Origin of the sequence: Nitratireductor sp. XY-223 (assembly GCF_004959855.1) — a bacterium.
Taxonomy (GTDB): Bacteria; Pseudomonadota; Alphaproteobacteria; order Rhizobiales; family Rhizobiaceae; genus Hoeflea_A.
This window is the reverse complement of sequence record NZ_SPNT01000003.1, coordinates 192,756-210,150: the sequence shown is the minus strand read 5'-3', so window position 1 is coordinate 210,150 and position 17,395 is coordinate 192,756. Positions and strand designations below refer to the sequence as shown.

Annotated in this window: 13 protein-coding genes and 1 pseudogene; 13 read left to right on the top strand and 1 reads right to left on the bottom strand. The window is 63.1% G+C overall.

Features of this window, described 5'->3' with window-relative positions:
- Positions 1–5 precede the first annotated feature (5 nt).
- The 10 genes and pseudogenes from rpsR to E4M07_RS12525 all read left to right on the top strand — a co-directional run bounded on the left by rpsR (position 6) and on the right by E4M07_RS12525 (position 10,794).
- Positions 6–254 carry a 30S ribosomal protein S18 gene (gene rpsR / locus E4M07_RS12570; RefSeq protein WP_136658698.1) on the top strand — a complete coding sequence of 83 codons (249 nt, stop codon included), beginning with the start codon at positions 6–8 and terminating at the stop codon, positions 252–254.
- 154 nt (positions 255–408) lie between these two features.
- On the top strand, positions 409–1,407 hold the full coding sequence (locus tag E4M07_RS12565; RefSeq protein ID WP_136658697.1) for a DUF2232 domain-containing protein: 999 nt from the start codon (positions 409–411) through the stop codon (positions 1,405–1,407).
- Positions 1,408–1,427: 20 nt separating this feature from the next.
- A pseudogene (gene rplI, locus E4M07_RS12560) lies at positions 1,428–1,979 on the top strand (50S ribosomal protein L9); the annotation flags it as partial.
- 411 nt (positions 1,980–2,390) lie between these two features.
- Positions 2,391–3,665: a cyclopropane-fatty-acyl-phospholipid synthase family protein gene (locus E4M07_RS12555; protein ID WP_246660441.1), complete on the top strand. Its 1,275-nt coding sequence runs from the start codon at positions 2,391–2,393 to the stop codon at positions 3,663–3,665.
- Positions 3,666–3,845: 180 nt separating this feature from the next.
- Positions 3,846–5,372, top strand: coding sequence for a replicative DNA helicase (locus tag E4M07_RS12550; protein ID WP_136658695.1), 1,527 nt, complete (start codon positions 3,846–3,848; stop codon positions 5,370–5,372).
- A 26-nt stretch (positions 5,373–5,398) separates the two neighbouring features.
- Positions 5,399–6,568, top strand: coding sequence for an alanine racemase (gene alr, locus E4M07_RS12545; RefSeq protein ID WP_246660440.1), 1,170 nt, complete (start codon positions 5,399–5,401; stop codon positions 6,566–6,568).
- 11 nt (positions 6,569–6,579) lie between these two features.
- The gene (gene radA / locus E4M07_RS12540; RefSeq protein ID WP_136658694.1) at positions 6,580–7,980 is read left to right on the top strand and encodes a DNA repair protein RadA; all 1,401 of its coding nucleotides are present in this window, start codon (positions 6,580–6,582) and stop codon (positions 7,978–7,980) included.
- Positions 7,981–8,031: 51 nt separating this feature from the next.
- Entirely contained in the window at positions 8,032–8,613 is a 582-nt protein-coding gene (locus E4M07_RS12535) for a CvpA family protein (RefSeq protein WP_136658693.1), read from the top strand.
- Entirely contained in the window at positions 8,585–10,051 is a 1,467-nt protein-coding gene (gene purF, locus E4M07_RS12530; RefSeq protein WP_136658692.1) for an amidophosphoribosyltransferase, read from the top strand. Before E4M07_RS12535 ends, purF begins: the two co-directional genes overlap by 29 nt.
- A gap of 5 nt (positions 10,052–10,056) precedes the next feature.
- Complete coding sequence (locus E4M07_RS12525; RefSeq protein WP_136658691.1) at positions 10,057–10,794, top strand: SDR family NAD(P)-dependent oxidoreductase; 738 nt, start codon at positions 10,057–10,059, stop codon at positions 10,792–10,794.
- Between the two features lie 25 nt (positions 10,795–10,819).
- Here E4M07_RS12525 and E4M07_RS12520 read toward each other — a convergent pair whose 3' ends face one another.
- Positions 10,820–11,899: a serine hydrolase gene (locus tag E4M07_RS12520; protein ID WP_206057237.1), complete on the bottom strand. Its 1,080-nt coding sequence runs from the start codon at positions 11,897–11,899 to the stop codon at positions 10,820–10,822.
- A gap of 251 nt (positions 11,900–12,150) precedes the next feature.
- On the opposite strand from E4M07_RS12520, the gene E4M07_RS12515 reads away from it, so the two are divergent.
- The 3 genes from E4M07_RS12515 to E4M07_RS29530 are packed head-to-tail and all read left to right on the top strand — an operon-like array spanning position 12,151 to position 17,366.
- Positions 12,151–12,705 (top strand): PadR family transcriptional regulator, encoded by a 555-nt coding sequence (locus E4M07_RS12515; RefSeq protein WP_136658690.1) that lies wholly within the window; start codon positions 12,151–12,153, stop codon positions 12,703–12,705.
- 24 nt (positions 12,706–12,729) lie between these two features.
- Positions 12,730–13,857 carry an efflux RND transporter periplasmic adaptor subunit gene (locus E4M07_RS12510; RefSeq protein WP_136658689.1) on the top strand — a complete coding sequence of 376 codons (1,128 nt, stop codon included), beginning with the start codon at positions 12,730–12,732 and terminating at the stop codon, positions 13,855–13,857.
- Positions 13,854–17,366, top strand: a complete 3,513-nt coding sequence (locus E4M07_RS29530; RefSeq protein WP_136658688.1) for an efflux RND transporter permease subunit — start codon at positions 13,854–13,856, stop codon at positions 17,364–17,366. The genes E4M07_RS12510 and E4M07_RS29530 overlap by 4 nt, the downstream gene beginning before the upstream one ends.
- Positions 17,367–17,395: the final 29 nt, after the last annotated feature.

Sequence of the window (17,395 nt, the reverse complement as noted above, 5' to 3'; positions counted from 1 at the left end):
CAGTCATGGTTGATATTAATCAGATTCCGACCCGGCGCCCGTTCCACCGTCGCCGCAAGACCTGCCCGTTCTCCGGCGCCAACGCACCGAAGATCGACTACAAGGACGTTCGCCTGCTGCAGCGCTACATCTCCGAGCGCGGCAAGATCGTTCCGTCGCGCATCACGGCGGTCAGCCAGAAGAAGCAGCGCGAGCTGGCGCGCGCCATCAAGCGGGCCCGTTTCCTCGGCCTGCTGCCCTACCTCGTGAAGTAGGCGCTGACAAAACTGGGCGGTCGGGAAGAACCCGGCCGCGTCGCGCCGTGATGGGCACGGTGCGGAACATGAAAATCCCGAGTTGGGGTGTCAGGCGGAAGACACGACGTCCGCATCACCCCTAACTGCTTGAGCAAGCAGGACAGCGAAACCGATGAACAGCAAGACGCAATCATTGTTGGTAGGACTGGCGGGCGGTGTCGCCTCGGCCCTTCTCATATTGGGTTCGGGCGATCTGTCGCCGCTGTCCGTACTGCTGTCGGCCTGCGCCACCCTGCCCGTCCTGATCGCCGGTCTCGGCTGGTCGAATTTCGCCGGCGCCGTTGCGGTGCTGACGGGATCGATCGTCATCGCGGCGGCGATATCGCCGCTCGGCGCGCTGATGGTCGCCGTGACCACGCTCCTGCCCGCCGCCTGGATCGCGCATCTGAGCAATCTGGCGCGGCCCGCCGAGGAAATCGGCGGCCCACAGGGCAAGCTGGCCTGGTACCCGCTCTCGGACATCATGCTGCATATCTGCGGGCTGGTGTCGCTGTCGCTGATCATCCTGGGCTACGCCGTCGGCTACGGCGAAGAGATCATCCGGCCCGTGGTCGAGAACGTCTTTGCCATTCTCGCCGAACAGAACCCCGAAGCCCAGGTGGACGCCGAGGTGACTACGGAGATGGTCGCCTTCATGACCCGGGTCCTGCCGGCGCTGCAGTCAGCCATGTGGGTGATCATCCTGTTCACCGCTTGGTATCTGGCGTGCGGCATCGTGCGCGTTTCCGGGCGGTCCAGGCGCCCGGCGGATTTCATTCCGGCGGCACTGCGCATGTCGCGGCTCGGATTGCTGGTCTTCGGCGCCGGGCTGGCGCTGAGCTTCGTCGGCGGCGCGGCGGGCCTCATCGGTTCAGTTGTCTCCGGCGCCTTCGCGGGCGGCTTCATGCTGGCCGGCATCGCCATGCTTCACCACCGCACACTGGGGCGCGCCTGGCGGTTCGTCGCCCTCTGGTTCGCCTATGTGGCAACGTTCTTTCTCTTCCCGCTGCCGCTGATCGTGTTTTTGTTCGCGGGCCTGTTCGAAACAGCGCGCACGTCGCCGCTGTCCGCCACCGGCCCGCCACCGAACGATCCGAACGATCCCTCGAATTCCAACAACAAACCGGACTGATTTTACGAAAGGAAACCACAATGGATGTCATACTTCTTGAACGCGTCGCCAAGCTCGGACAGATGGGCGACGTCGTCAAAGTCCGCGACGGCTTTGCCCGCAACTACCTTCTGCCCAAGGGCAAGGCACTGCGCGCCAACGACGCCAACAAGGCCCGCTTCGAAAAGGAGCGCTCCCAGCTCGAGGCCCGCAACCTCGAACGCCGCGGCGAAGCGCAGCAGGTGGCGGACAAGCTGGAAGGCAAGTCCTTCATCGTTGTTCGCGCGGCCGGCGAGACCGGGCAGCTCTACGGCTCGGTTGCCGCCCGTGACGTCGTCTCCATTCTGGAGGAAGAAGGCTTCACCGTAGGGCGCAGCCAGGTCGAATTGCGCACGCCGATCAAGGCCATCGGCCTGCATGAGGTCATCATTTCGCTTCACGCCGAAGTCGAAGTGACGATACAGCTCAACGTCGCCCGCTCGGTCGATGAGGCCGAGCGCCAGGCGAAGGGCGAGGATCTGACCTCGGCCGACGCGATCTACGGCACCGAAGAAGAGCAGGAAGAAGAGGTGAAGGCCGAAGACCTGTTCGACGAAGGCGTTGAATTCGAGACCGAGGAACTGGTCGAGGAGGAAGCGGACGCGGAGGAAGCTGTCGAGGCCGCCGAGGAAGAAGTCGAAGCCGCCGAGGAAGCAGCCGAGGCCGCCGAGGAAGAGGTGGCCGCGGAGGAAGAGACCGTCGCCGAAGAAGAGAGCAAGGCAGAGGACGAGACCAAAGCCTGACCGGTCAACGAACACGGAAAGCCCGGCCCCGCGCCGGGCTTTTTTTGCGCGGCGCGCCCGGAAGGCCAAGCGGTAAATGGCCACGCACCCCAACAATTCTGGGGGATTTGGTTCACGTTTTCCTCAGCAAAAACAACGTACTGGACTATTCCGTAAAGGCTGATACACTTTTTATCAGCGATGGAAACTCCCTAAGTCCTTTGGTTGTTGAGGTTTTTGATCGTGAACCGTTTTCTTTCCTATCTTGTCCGCCGGCTGGTCAAGACCGGCGATCTGACAATCACATTCGCCGACGGAACCGATCTGCGGCTTGGCGACGGAACCGGAACGCCGGTCACGCTGCGGTTCAACAGCAGCCGGGCTGAGTGGGCCGTGGCGCTCGATCCGAACCTGAAACTCGGCGAGTGTTACATGGACGGCGAGATCGAACTGCCGGTCGGCGACATCTACCAGTTGCTCGAGATTGTCTTCAAGAACGTGCGCCAGCACAGGACCGTGCCGGCCCGGTGGGTCAAGCTGATCGAGCAGTTGCGGCGCGTTCCGGCGCAGCTGCTTGAATGGAACACGCTGGGCCGCTCGCGCTCCAATGTACAGCACCACTACGATCTGTCAGGCGCGCTCTATGACCTGTTCCTAGATCCCGACCGGCAGTATTCGTGCGCCTATTTCGAGGATCCATCGATGGACCTGGAGCAGGCGCAGATGGCCAAGAAGCGTCACATCGCCTCAAAGCTGATCATGGATCGCGAGGATCTGAAGGTTCTCGATATCGGCTCGGGATGGGGCGGCATGGGCCTGCACCTGGCGCGCCAGTTCAATGCCAAGGTCACCGGCGTCACGCTCTCCGACGAACAGCACGCCGTCTCCAAGCAGCGGGCGCGCGAGGACGGCTTCGCCGGTCAGGTCGAGTTCAAGCTGCTCGACTACCGCAAGCTTGACGAGACCTTCGACCGCATCGTGTCGGTGGGTATGTTCGAACATGTCGGGCGCAAGCATTTCGGCACCTATTTCAACAAGTGCGCGCGGATGCTCAATGACGACGGCGTCATGCTCCTGCACACGATCGGCCAGTCGGAACCGCCGACGCCGACCAATCCGTTCATCAAGAAGCACATCTTCCCGGGCGGCTACATCCCGTCGCTGTCGGAAATGGTCGTCGCCATCGAACGCTCCGGCCTCGTCATTACCGATATCGAGGTGCTGCGGCTCCACTATGCCGAGACACTAAAGGCCTGGCGGGCCCGCTTCCTGGAAAACTGGGACAAGGCCGCCGAACTCTACGACGAGCGGTTCTGCCGCATGTGGGATTTCTATCTAGCATCGAGCGAGGTCGCCTTCCGCTGGCAGGACCTGGTGGTCTTCCAGATCCAGCTCGCCCACCGGCCGGACGCCGTGCCGCTGACCCGCGACTATATCGGCAGGAGCGACCGGGCGCCGCACCGGGCGAAAAAGGCCAGCGAATCGGCGCGCAAGAAACGCGAGGCCAAGGCCAAGTAAATCCGGCGAGCCGCATTTCGATTCCCGTTCGGAAGTCAAACAGAATCAGTTAAGATTCATTTTTCCACATTGTGTGTTGTGGAGATCGAGCATGGCCGCGCGATTTACGCACGACGCTATGCAGCAGGCGTTATATCTGCCCGGCACAACAGAGATCCGTAAGAAACGAAGAAGAACGAGATGAGCGATCCGGCGAGACCGATAGGCGAGGCAATCGGCAAGGAAGGCAGCGGACTATATCGCGAAGCACCCGGAAACATAGAAGCCGAACAGGCCCTGCTCGGCGCCGTCCTCGTCAACAACGATGCCTATTACCGCGTATCGGACTTCCTGAAGCCGGGCCATCTGCACGAGCCGCTTCACCGCAAGATATTCGAGGTCGCGGGCGACATCATCCGCATGGGCAAGACCGCCAACCCGGTGACCATCAAGACCTTCCTGCCGGCGGACGAGAAGGTCGGCGACATGACGGTCGCCCAGTATCTGGCCCGCCTCGCCGCCGAGGCCGTCACCATCATCAACGCGGAGGACTACGGCCGCGCGATTTACGACCTGGCGCTGCGCCGCTCGCTGATCACCATCGGCGAGGACATGGTCAACATCGCCTATGACGCGCCGCTCGACATGCCGCCGCAAAACCAGATCGAGGATGCCGAACGAAGGCTGTTCGAACTGGCCGAGACCGGCCGTTATGACGGCGGCTTCCAATCCTTCAACGATGCTGTAGCACTGGCCATCGATATGGCGGGCGCCGCCTATCAGCGCGACGGCGGACTGTCCGGCATCTCGACCGGCATCACGTCGCTCGACGCGCGCATGGGCGGCCTGCAGCCCTCGGACCTTGTCATCCTGGCCGGCCGTCCTGGCATGGGCAAGACATCGCTTGCCACCAACATCGCCTACAACATCGCCAAGTCCTACCAGCCGGAAGTTCAGGCGGACGGTACCGCCAAGGCGGTCAATGGCGGCGTCGTCGGCTTCTACTCACTTGAAATGTCCTCCGAACAGCTGGCCACACGCATCATCTCCGAGCAGACGGAGATTTCGTCGTCCAAGATCCGCCGCGGCGAAATCACCGAGGCGGATTTCGAGCTGCTGGTCGGCTGCAGCCAGGAAATGCAGAAGATCCCGTTCTATATCGACCAGACCGGCGGCATCTCCATCGCCCAGCTCGCCGCCAGGGCGCGGCGCCTCAAGCGCCAGCGCGGGCTCGACCTGCTCGTCGTCGACTATGTCCAACTGATGACCGGATCCAAGAAGGCCGGCGACAACCGGGTCCAGGAGATCACCGAGATCACCACCGGACTGAAGGCGCTTGGCAAGGAACTGAATGTGCCGATCATCGCCCTGTCGCAGCTCTCGCGCCAGGTTGAAAACCGCGACGACAAGAGGCCGCAGCTCTCGGACCTGCGCGAATCGGGCTCCATCGAGCAGGATGCCGACGTGGTGCTGTTCGTCTATCGCGAGGAATATTACGTAAAGAACACGGAGCCGCGCCGCTCCCCGGAGGAGGTCGCCAGCGACATCAAGACGGAGGAGTATCTGCGCTGGGAGGAGAAGATGACCAAGGTCCGCGGCATGGCGGATGTCATCATCGCGAAACAGCGCCACGGCCCGACCGGCACCGTGACACTCGGCTTCCAGGCGGAATATACCCGCTTCTCCGACCTTGCGGATAACTCCTACCTGCAATACAGCCATGAGTGATTGCGTCAACGGAACAGACCGGCTCATTGAACGAACCGCACGACAGCACAGAATTCGACATAGACGAAGGCTTCGGCGCGCGCCTGACCATCGATCTGCAGGCACTTGTGGACAATTGGCGCAAGATGCGCGCCCTCTCCTCGCCGGCCCGCTGCGCCGCCGTCATCAAGGCGGACGGCTATGGTCTCGGCGCCGAGCCGGTGGCGACGTCGCTCTATGGCGCCGGCTGCAGGGATTTCTTCGTCGCCACCGCGCGCGAGGGTGCGTTCGTGCGCCAGCACGCGCCCGACGCCCGCATCTACGTCATGAACTGCATCCTGCCGGGCATCGAGGAGACCTGCCGGGTCGCCGAACTGGTGCCGGTCCTGGCATCGATGGAACACGTGGCCCTGTGGACACAGGCCTGTATCGCCAATGGCGAGCATCCCTGTGCCCTGCAGGTCGACACGGGCATGAACCGCCTCGGCCTGTCGACCGGTGAGGCCATGGCTCTGGCCGACGACGTGACGCGGCCGCAGGGTTTCTCGCCCGTGCTGATCATGAGCCACCTTGCCTGTGCGGACGAACCCGAGCATCCGCTCAACGGTCAACAGCTTGAAGCGTTTCAGAACGTGGTCGCAGCCTTCGACGGCATCGAAGCCAGCCTGTGCAACTCGGCCGGGGTCATGCTCGGCGGCGACTACCTCTTCGACCTGGCGCGTCCCGGCATCGCGCTGTTCGGAGGCGCCGTCGGCGATCACGTCAGGCCGGTGACGCAACCGGTAGTCACCGCCGAGGCCCGGATCATCACGGTGCGCGAGGCGAAGCACGGCGAAACGGTGAGCTATGGCGGAACCATGACGCTCAGGCGCGACAGCCGCATCGCCGTTTGCTCGATCGGCTACGCCGACGGCTACATGCGATCGCTGTCGGGGACCGGCGTGACGCTGCGCGGGCACCACCCGGAGGGCGGGCACGGTTTCGCCCACGGGCAGAAACTGCCGATACTCGGGCGCGTGACGATGGACATGACGGCCTTCGACATCACCGACCTTGCCGATGGTTCGCTCAAATCGGGCGACTTCATCGAACTGTTCGGTCCGAACGTTGCGCTTGATGATGTCGCGGCCACTGCCGGGACCATCGGCTACGAGCTTCTGACGCTGCTCGGCCGGCGCTATCGCAGGCACTATCTGCCCGCCCGGACCGACGGCTGACGGGAGAGAAGATGGCACGCGCCAAAACCCAATTCGTCTGTCAGAACTGCGGCACCGTCCATTCGCGGTGGGCGGGCAAATGCGACGGATGCGGCGCGTGGAACACCATCGTCGAGGAAAACGCGGCCGGCGGTGTTGCCAGCGGGCCAGCGCGTTCACGGAGCAAGGGCAAGCCCGTGGCGCTCACATCGCTCGCCGGCGACATCGAGGACGCCCCGCGCATACGCACCGACATTGCCGAACTTGACCGGGTGACCGGCGGCGGCTTCGTGCGCGGTTCGGCCCTGCTCGTCGGCGGCGATCCGGGGATCGGCAAATCGACGCTCCTGATGCAGGCCGCGGCGGCGCTCGCCCGGCAGGGGCACAATGTCATCTATGTGTCGGGCGAGGAGGCGATTGCGCAGATCCGGTTGCGCGCACAGCGCCTGGGCGCGGCCGACACCGACGTCAAGCTGGCGGCCGAGACCAATGTCGAGGATATCCTGGCGACCCTTGCCCACGAGAAACGGCCGGATCTGGTCATTATCGACTCCATACAGACGCTGTGGAGCGACATTGCCGAATCGGCGCCGGGAACGGTCACACAGGTACGCACCGGCGCACAGGCGATGATCCGCTTTGCCAAGAAGACCGGCGCCGCCGTGGTGCTCGTCGGGCATGTCACCAAGGAGGGCCAGATCGCCGGTCCGCGGGTCGTCGAGCATATGGTCGACGCCGTTCTCTATTTCGAGGGCGATCGCGGCCATCACTACCGCATCCTGCGCACGGTCAAGAACCGTTTCGGCCCGACCGACGAGATCGGCGTGTTCGAAATGTCCGACGGCGGGCTGCGCGAAGTGGCAAACCCGTCGGAGCTTTTTCTCGGCGAGCGCAATGACAAGGCACCGGGCGCGTCGGTCTTTGCCGGCATCGAAGGCACACGGCCGGTTCTGGTCGAGGTCCAGGCGCTGGTGGCGCCCTCGCCGCTCGGCACGCCGCGGCGCGCGGTCGTCGGCTGGGATTCGGCGCGCCTTTCGATGATCCTTGCCGTTCTGGAGGCCCATTGCGGCGTGCGGCTCGGCCAACACGACGTCTATCTCAATGTTGCAGGCGGTTACAGGATTTCAGAGCCGGCTGCGGACCTTGCCGTGGCTTCTGCACTGGTTTCATCGCTCGCCGGTCTTGCTCTTCCCGCGGATTGCGTCTATTTCGGCGAGATCAGCCTGTCTGGCGCCGTGCGGCCCGTCGCGCACACCGCGCAGCGCCTGAAGGAAGCTGAGAAATTGGGTTTCGGGCAAGCCGTATTGCCGAAGGGGTCAGCGGACATGCCGAAGAACGCAAGTGGGAATTGGAACACGGTCGACGCCCTGGCCGATCTTGTTGTGAAAATAGCCGGATCCAAAACACCGCTAACGCAAGGCGAAGACGAATAGAAACATGGTAGGCCGGCCCGTCCCGACCGGCATCCCCGAGGTTCAGTCACAATGCCAATCACCATACTTGATGGAATACTCATCGGCGTCACCCTGTTTTCGGCGATCCTGGCCATGGTCCGCGGCTTTTCGCGCGAAGTACTTTCGGTGGCCTCGTGGATCGCCGCCGCGGCTGCCGCCTACTACTTCTATCCGCTGCTCGTGCCCTATATCCTCGAATATACGGAGCGCGAGACGATCGCGATGGTCGTGTCGGCCGGCATCATATTCCTGGTGGCGCTGGTTGTTGTTTCCGTGCTGACAATGCGGATCGCCGACTTCGTGATCGACAGCCGCATCGGCGCGCTCGACCGCACGCTTGGTTTCGTATTCGGCGCGGCGCGCGGTATACTGCTCGTGGCCGTGGCGATGTTGTTCTTCAACTGGCTGGTCGCTGGCCCGCAGCAGCCGACCTGGGTGGCGGACGCCAAGTCGAAGCCGTTGCTGGACTCGATCGGCGAGCAGCTCGTCAATATTCTGCCGGAGGACGCGGATGCGACCATATTGGACCGGCTGAAAGGTCTGGGCGGCGAAAACGCAGGCAGCGATCAGGAGGCCCGTCTCCGTGACAGAACTCACCAGCACCGATCTTGACGGCGAAGCCGACGCCTTTCGCGACGAATGCGGCGTCTTCGGGATATTCGGCAAGGCCGACGCAGCGGCGGTCGTCACGCTCGGCCTGCATGCGCTTCAGCATCGCGGACAGGAAGCCGCCGGCATCGTCTCCTATGACGGCAGCCAGTTCTCCGTCGAGCGGCATGTCGGCCTGATCGGCGACACGTTCACCAAACCCTCCGTGCTGGCGCGCCTGCCGGGCAGCCGGGCGATCGGCCACACCCGCTATTCGACCACCGGTGGAGAGGGCCTGCGCAATGTCCAGCCGTTCTTCGCCGAGTTCGCCGGCGGCGGTTTCGCTATCTCACACAACGGCAATATCACCAATGCGCTGACCAAGCAGCGGGAGCTCCAGAAACGCGGCGCCATCTTCTCGTCGACATCCGACACGGAGACCCTGCTTCACCTGATCGCCATGAGCGAGCGGGAACTGTTCATCGACAAGTTCATCGATGCCATCACACAGCTCGAGGGCGCCTTTTCGCTGGTCGGCCTTTCCGGCAAGAAGATGGTCGGCGCGCGCGACCCGCTCGGTATCCGCCCGCTCATCCTCGGCGACTTGGACGGCGCCTATATCCTGGCCTCCGAGACCTGCGCTCTCGATATTATCGGCGCCCACTACGTGCGCGACATAAAGCCGGGCGAAGTCCTGGTCATCACCAATGACGGGCTGCGCAGCTATTTCCCGTGGGGCGAACTGAAACCGCGCTTCTGCATTTTCGAATACGTCTACTTCGCCCGCCCGGATTCCAACCTCGAGGGGCGGAACGTCTACGAGACCCGCAAGATGATCGGCGAGCAGCTGGCCAAGGAAAGCCCGGTCGACGCGGACATGGTCGTGCCGGTGCCCGATTCCGGAACGCCCGCGGCCATCGGCTTCGCACAGCAGGCGGGCCTGCCCTTCGATCTCGGCATCATCCGCAACCACTATGTCGGGCGGACGTTCATCCAGCCGACGGCTTCGATCCGCCACATGGGCGTCAAGCTCAAGCACAACGCCAACCAGAAGGCCATCGAGGGCAAGCGGGTCGTGCTGGTCGACGATTCCATCGTGCGCGGCACCACCTCCCAGAAAATCGTGCAGATGGTGCGCGATGCCGGCGCCGCAGAGGTGCACATGCGCATTGCCTCGCCGCCGACTGCTGCTTCGTGTTTCTACGGCGTTGACACGCCCGAAAAGTCGAAGCTCCTCGCCTCGCGCATGTCGATCGAGGACATGAAGGACTACATCAAAGTGGATTCGCTCGCCTTCCTGTCGATCGACGGTCTTTACAGGGCGGTCAACGAGCCCGGACGCGACAGTGCCTGCCCGCAGTTCTGCGACGCCTGTTTCACCGGCGACTACCCGACTGCGCTGACGGACCGCGACGGCACCGAGACAACCCGTACCCTCTCACTGCTCGCCAAACACGGATAATCAATATGCTAGACCTTAACGGCCGCGTCGCGCTGGTGACCGGCGCATCGCGCGGCATCGGCTATTTCACGGCGCTTGAACTGGCGCGGGCCGGCGCGCACGTCATCGCCGTCGCGCGTACCGTGGGCGGGCTCGAGGAACTGGACGATGCCATCCGCGAGGAAGGTGGAACGGCGACGCTGGTGCCCCAGGACCTGATGGACATGAAGGCGATCGACAAGCTGGGGGCGGCGATCAACGAGCGCTGGCAGAAGCTCGATATCCTGGTCGCCAATTCGGGTATTCTCGGTCCGCTTTCGCCGATCGGCCATTTCGAGGCCAAGGCATTCGAAAGGGTTATGACCAAGAACGTGACATCGACCTGGCGCGTGATCCGGTCGGTCGAGCCGCTGCTGCACAATTCCGATGCCGGCAGAGCCATTGTCCTGTCATCCGGTGCAGCGCATAACTGCCGACCCTTCTGGGGCGCCTATGCCGCCAGCAAGGCGGCGCTCGAGGCGCTTGCCCGGTGCTGGGCCGCCGAAACCGTCAATACCCCGCTCAGGGTCAACTGCGTCAATCCGGGACGGACCCGCACGGCGATGCGGGCGCTTGCCATGCCCGGCGAGGACCCGATGACCGTGCCGCACCCGTCGGAGGTTGCCGCCAAGATCGTTAAGCTCGCCGACCCGGCGCTCGAGAAGACCGGGATGCTTTACGATGTTCCGGACGATCGCTGGAAGGACTTCCGGCACCCGGAATGAAGGCTGGCGCACCGAATATTGCGGGCTAGTTGTTCCCGATACGGGCGCGCACGGCTGGAACCATGAACTCTTCAATGACCTTGACCGGCAGCCGCCAGGCATCGGGATCGTTGTAGTTGCCGGCAAAGATCGCAACGACCAGGTCGAATTCCGGTTGCACGGTCAGCCGCTGTCCGCCGTTGCCGAAACCGGCCACCCAGCTCGGCGGATCGCCGCGTGAGGCCAGCCACCAGAAGTAGCCGTAGCGCAGCTGGTGCAGTTCGGCGCGCGGCCGGAAAGACTCCCGCAGCCAGGCTTCGGGCACCACCTGCTGACCGTTGTAGACGCCGCCATCGAGAATGAGCCGGCCGATCTTGCCGAGATCCGGCAGTGTCAGGCGCAGCCCGGACGCCGCCGAGGGAACGCCGTCCGATCCCTTGATCCATTCGTAGCTTTTGATTTCAAGCGGACCGAACAGCTTTTCACGCGCATAGACATCGATCGGCATTCCCGCGCCGTCGGAAATCAGCTTCGCGACGATCGCCGTCGCCCCGCCGCTATACCGCCACTCCTGGCCCGGCTCGGCCACCATCGGCCGGTCGAGGATAAACCGGTAGCGGTCGGCGGCGTATTCCATGGCGATCTCGCTGTTGCGCCTGTCCGTATAGGGAAGATCCTCGTTCCACTCGGTGCCCATTTTCATCGAAAGGGCATGGCCGACCGTGATCCGGTCACGCAGCGGTTCGCCGGCTAGGTCCCCATATTGCGGAAACTGTGCGATCAGCGGCGCGTCGACCGGCGGCACGATCCCCTCCCCTAGCGCGATACCGTAGAGGAGCCCCACCACGGATTTGGTGACGGAACGCAGATCGTGCAGCGAAATTTCGCTGTGTTTGACATTCGGAAGCGGAGCGCCCCAGCGCTGGTCAGGCCCTTCGAAATAGGTTTCCGCTATGACCTCGCCCTCGTGAATGATGAGGACGCCGTGCAGTCCTTCCAGCTCGCCGGCCGCAAAAGCATCCTGCAGCTTCCGGTTCAGTTCGGCATCGGCGCTTGCCGCGACCCCAGAAAAGGCGAAGACCGCGACCAGGCATGCCGAAATCATGCAAACCAGGCGTTCCCGCATTGTGATCTCCAATCCATCGCGCTTCCATTGGCGGAGCTGTAGCGGCCCAAGCGATACGTACGCTGCAATTACCCCGAATTCGAACTATATCCCACCCGCTCGAGGATTATGATTTTTGTTCATATTAATTTACGTCATATTCTTGTTTGATATATATTGAGTGACTATATGCTCACCAACCATACCATTGCGCCCTGATCCAACCGGCCGTCCGGAACGTATCGGGTGAACGTGGGGCAAGGGACCTGCTCATGAACGTACGCACTGTCTGCCTGGCTATTTTGCAGTTTTCGGACGCGACCGGCTACGAGATCAAGAAGATGTCGACCGAGGAGCGCTTTTCCTATTTCGTCGACGCCAGTTTCGGCTCCATCTATCCGGCGCTTTCGCGGCTGCAGGACGATGGCTGTGTCACCGTGCGCGAGGAATATGAATCCGGCAAGCCGCCGCGAAAGATCTACTCCATTACCGACAAGGGCCGCGCTGAGTTGATCGAATCGCTCCAGGTACTGCCGCGCCCGGACACTTTCAAATCGGAATTCTTGCTGATCGCGCTTTGTGCCGGGCTGCTGGATCGGGAAACCATTGTTCGGGCAATTGACAAGCGAATCAACGACTTGAAAGCTGATCTTGAAATGTTTGACGAGGCTGAGACCTGTGCGGAGAACGGACCCGCGGGCCTCGGCTGGGTGGCTGAATACGGCCGCTTCGTCCACGAGGCCAGCCTCAAATACCTTTTGGAAAACAGAGACAAGCTGGAATCGCTGACGCGGGCTCCCGACCACGCCAGCGAAGCCGCTGAATAAGAACGACGACAGGAGAGCCAGATCATGGCATTTCGCATCAAGGGATCTCACGTTGCCGCGCTGGTCATCGCCGGCGCGGTCATAGGGTGGATGGGAACCGGCAACATCGTTGTCGGCGGCCAGGCAGGTTCGGCCAATGCGACGCCGCCGCCGGCCGAGCGCCAAAACAGCGAAGACGCGCTGTTCAAGGTCCGCTACGTCACCGTGAACCCGGAAATCCGTCCGGACATCCTGCTCGTGCGCGGTCGCACCCAGGCCGATGCCATTGTGCCGGTGCGCGCCGAAACCGACGGAACGCTGGAAAAACGGCTCGTTTCGAAGGGCGATCACGTCAAGATGGGCGATCTCGTGTGTCAGCTTGACCGGGGCGTGCGCGAGCGCGCCGTGGACCGCGCCACGGCGGCCCATGATCAGGCCGTGTTCGATTACGAAGGCGCCGTGGAACTGAAAAAGAAGGGTTTCGCGTCCGAAACGCGGATCAAGGCGCTGAAGGCCGCAATGGACGGCGCATCCGCGACCCTCGACGAGGCCCGCCACGAGCTTTCGCGCACCGACATTACGGCAACGGCCGACGGCATCGTCCAGGACCCGATTGCGGAAATCGGCGATAATCTGAAAAGTGGCGATGTTTGCATCACGCTGATCAACGCCGATCCGATGCTGTTTGTCGGCCAGGTTTCCGAACGGCAGATCGGCCGCATCGACGTGGGCGACCGGGCTGCCGTGCAGCCGATCTCCGGCGAGACCGTATCCGGCAATATCCGCTATCTCTCACCCTCGGCCGATGCGGCAACGCGCACCTTCCTGATCGAAGTCGAACTGCCCAACCCGGAAAACATGCTGCGCGACGGCGTGACGGCGGCGGCGCAGATCGAACTGGACGGAACGGAAGCCTACCGCATCCGACCCTCCTGGCTGACGCTCAACGACGACGGCACGATCGGCGTGCGGGTCGTCGCAGACAACGATACCGTGGCCTTCAAGCCGCTCACGATCATCGCGCATACGCCCGACACGATGTGGGTGACCGGGTTGGAGCCCGGCACCAAGGTCATTTCCGTCGGCCAGGACTACGTGATCGCCGGTCAGACGGTCGAACCCGTCGCAGCCGATATCGCCGCAACGACGAGCAAGGATGACGTCCGCTCATGACTTCCGCGCTTCAAACCATAATCTCGCGTCCCAAGACCGTCCTGACATTGATGGTCTTCATGATCGCTGCGGGCATCATGTCCTATATCAGCGTTCCGAAGGAAGCCAATCCGGATATCGACGTTCCGGTGTACTACGTGTCGATCAGCCAGCAGGGCATCTCCCCGCGGGATGCCGAGCGCCTGCTGATCAGGCCGATGGAAACGTCGCTGCGCGGCCTCGACGGCCTCAAGGAACTGACGGCCATCGCTTCCGAGGGCCATGCCGGCATCGTGCTCGAGTTCAACATCGAGACGGACGGCGACAAGGTGCTCGCCGACGTGCGCGACAAGGTCGACGAGGCCAAGGCTGAGCTGCCGGACGAGGCGGACGAGCCGTCGATCACGGAAACCAATTTCGCGCTGCAGCCGACGATCATCGTCACCCTTTCCGGCGATGTTCCCGAACGCACGCTGACCACGCATGCGCGGCGCCTGAAGGACGAGATCGAGGCCATCTCATCGGTCCGCGAGGCCAGCCTTTCCGGCAACCGCGAGGAGCTCCTCGAGGTGGTCCTCGACCTGATGAAGATGGAGTCCTACGACATCACGCAGGACGAGCTCCTGAACGCGCTCACGCAGAACAACCAGCTTGTCGCGGCTGGCTTCATCGACGACGGCAACGGCCGGTTCAACGTCAAGGTTCCCGGCCTTGTCGAGACGGCGCAGGATGTCTACGAGATCCCGATCAAGCAGAGCGGCGAAGGGGTCGTGACCCTCGGCGAGGTGGCGGAGATCCGGCGGACCTACAAGGATCCCTCCGCCTTCACGCGCGTCAACGGCCAGCCGGCCATCTCCATCGAGGTGACCAAGCGCATCGGCACCAACATCATTGAGAACAATGATGAAGTGCGGGCCGTGGTGCAGGATTTCACCAAGGACTGGCCGGAATCGATCCGGGTCAACTACCTGCTCGACCAGTCGAGCTTCATCTTCGAAGTCCTGGGGTCGCTGCAGTCGTCGATCATGACGGCCATCGTCCTGGTGATGATCTCCGTCGTCGGAACGCTCGGCGTCCGCTCCGGGCTGCTGGTCGGCCTGGCGATTCCGGGCTCGTTCATGCTCGCCTTCCTGATCCTCGCCGGCCTCGGTATGACGGTCAATATGATGGTCATGTTCGGCATGGTCCTGACGGTCGGCATGCTCGTCGACGGCGCCATCGTGGTGACCGAGTACGCGGACCGCAAGATCGCTGAAGGCATGAACGCGGCCGATGCATACAAGCGTGCGTCGAAGCTGATGTTCTGGCCGGTCGTGTCGTCGACGGCGACGACGCTTGCCGCTTTCCTTCCGCTGCTGTTGTGGCCGGGCGTTCCGGGCGAGTTCATGAGCTATCTGCCGAAGATGGTCATCATCGTCTTGACCGCGTCATTGCTGACAGCGCTGGTGTTCCTGCCGGTCACCGGCACCGCCTTCGCGCGGATTGCCGCCTTCGCGTCGAGGAATTCGCAAAAGACGACCGGAATTTTCGTCGGCGCCATTGCCGGTGTGTTTGCCTTTGCCGCCCCGCTGGCCGGGCTGGACGCGCCGCTGCGTGTCGGCGGCGGCGTGCTGACGGGTGTGATCGCGTTCATGCTCAGCTACTACGCCACCGGTTTCATCAATTCGCGGCGCAAGAGCGAACCGGTCGCGGAGGCAAAGGCCGACGAGGTGGCGCTCATGCTGTCTTCGCGTGCCGAGCTTGACGTGAAGAAGGTCCCCGGCATCACGGGCGGCTATCTGCGCTTCCTGCGCTACGCCGCCGGAACGCTGTGGGGCAATATCCTGGTGATCCTCGCCATCCTGGGGATGACGACCGCGAGCTTCATGTTCTTCGCCGCCAACAGCACCGGCGTCGAGTTCTTCGTCGACGAGGAACCGGACGTCGCCATCGTCATGGTCTCGGCGCGCGGCAACATGTCGGCAGCCGAGATCCGCGATCTCGTCGGCGAGGTCGAAGCCGAGGTGCTGCAGGTTCCCGGCATCGACAATGTCGTCATGACCGCTTCGGCCGCCGGCGGCGGGGGTCCGCAGATCCTCGGTGGCGTCCAGGACAAGCCGGCGGACGTTGTCGGCGAACTGCAGATCGAACTGGCGGACTATTGCTGCCGCCGCAAAGCGGTCGAGATCTTCGAGGACATCCGCGAGCGTACCGCGGGCATGGCCGGCATCAAGGTCGAGGTCCGCAAGATCGAGGGCGGCCCGCCGACCGGCAAGGACCTGCAGCTCGAAGTCAAGTCGACCGACTATGACACCATGGTCGCAGCCGTTGCCCGCATCCGCGATTTCGTCGACACGGTCGAGATCCTTTCCGACCAGGAGGACGGACGTCCCCTGCCCGGCATCGAATGGCAGATCGACGTCGACCGCGAACAGGCCGGCCGCTACAATGCCGGTATCGTCGGCGTCGGCTCGATGGTCCAGCTCGTCACCAACGGCGTGCTCATCGGCACCTACCGGCCGAACGATTCGGAAGACGAGGTGGATATCCGCGTGCGCCTGCCGGAAGACCAGCGCACCCTTGACCAGTTCGAACTGCTGAAGCTCAGGACCGCCAACGGCCAGGTGCCGCTGTCCAACTTCATCGAACGCACGGCCCAGCCGAAGGTCTCCTCGATCACCCGGCGCGACGGCCTCTACGCGATGGACGTCAAGGCCAGCGTCGCGGACGGCGCGATGGTCGACGGCCGGGCGGCAACGCCGGTCGACGCGGTGCAGGAGGTCCAGGCCTGGCTCGACACGCAGGAATGGCCGGAGAATATCTTCCTGAAATTCCGCGGCGCCGACGAGGAACAGCAGGAATCGGCGGCATTCCTCGGACGGGCGGCGATTGCCGCGCTGTTCATGATGTTCATCATCCTGCTGACGCAGTTCAACTCCTTCTACCAGACGGTGCTGACGCTCTCGACTGTCATTCTCGCCGTATCCGGCGTGCTGGTCGGCATGGCGGTTACGGGACAGCGTTTCTCGATCATCATGACGGGAACCGGCATCGTGGCCCTGGCGGGTATCGTGGTGAACAATGCGATCGTTCTGATCGATACGTTCAACCGGCTGCGCGCCGAGGGTGTGACGGACATAAGGCAGGCGGCGCTGAAAACCGCTGCCCAGCGGCTGCGTCCGATCCTGCTGACGACGATCACGACGATCCTCGGCCTCGTTCCGATGGCGCTGCAGATCAACATGAACTTCTTCACGCAGACCATCTCCGTGGGCGGTATCACATCGATCTGGTGGGTCCAGCTATCCACGGCGATCATCTTCGGCCTGGCTTATTCGACCATGCTGACACTTGTTCTGATCCCGTCGATGCTGACGCTGCCGACCAATGTGCGCGGCCTGTGGCGCGGCCGGAGGGACCGCGCCGGCGAGGATGCGCAGGTTGCGGACAGAACGGCCGAGGCCAAGCCCGTTGCTGCGAGCGAGGAAGAAGAGCGCAAGCGGGCGGATAATGACGACCTGCCCGTGGCCCGCCCAGACGCAGCCGAATAGGTCTGACAAGAACCGGCACCGCCTTCGTG

What these genes read in the sequence shown, in the direction of transcription:
- rpsR (WP_136658698.1), top strand. Translation starts at nt 6, where the DNA reads ATGGTTGATATTAATCAGATTCCGACCCGGCGCCCGTTCCACCGTCGC.
- E4M07_RS12565 (WP_136658697.1), top strand. Translation starts at nt 409, where the DNA reads ATGAACAGCAAGACGCAATCATTGTTGGTAGGACTGGCGGGCGGTGTC.
- E4M07_RS12550 (WP_136658695.1), top strand. Translation starts at nt 3,846, where the DNA reads ATGAGCGATCCGGCGAGACCGATAGGCGAGGCAATCGGCAAGGAAGGC.
- radA (WP_136658694.1), top strand. Translation starts at nt 6,580, where the DNA reads ATGGCACGCGCCAAAACCCAATTCGTCTGTCAGAACTGCGGCACCGTC.
- E4M07_RS12535 (WP_136658693.1), top strand. Translation starts at nt 8,032, where the DNA reads ATGCCAATCACCATACTTGATGGAATACTCATCGGCGTCACCCTGTTT.
- E4M07_RS12525 (WP_136658691.1), top strand. Translation starts at nt 10,057, where the DNA reads ATGCTAGACCTTAACGGCCGCGTCGCGCTGGTGACCGGCGCATCGCGC.
- E4M07_RS12520 (WP_206057237.1), bottom strand. Translation starts at nt 11,899, where the DNA reads ATGCGGGAACGCCTGGTTTGCATGATTTCGGCATGCCTGGTCGCGGTC.
- E4M07_RS12515 (WP_136658690.1), top strand. Translation starts at nt 12,151, where the DNA reads ATGAACGTACGCACTGTCTGCCTGGCTATTTTGCAGTTTTCGGACGCG.
- E4M07_RS12510 (WP_136658689.1), top strand. Translation starts at nt 12,730, where the DNA reads ATGGCATTTCGCATCAAGGGATCTCACGTTGCCGCGCTGGTCATCGCC.
- E4M07_RS29530 (WP_136658688.1), top strand. Translation starts at nt 13,854, where the DNA reads ATGACTTCCGCGCTTCAAACCATAATCTCGCGTCCCAAGACCGTCCTG.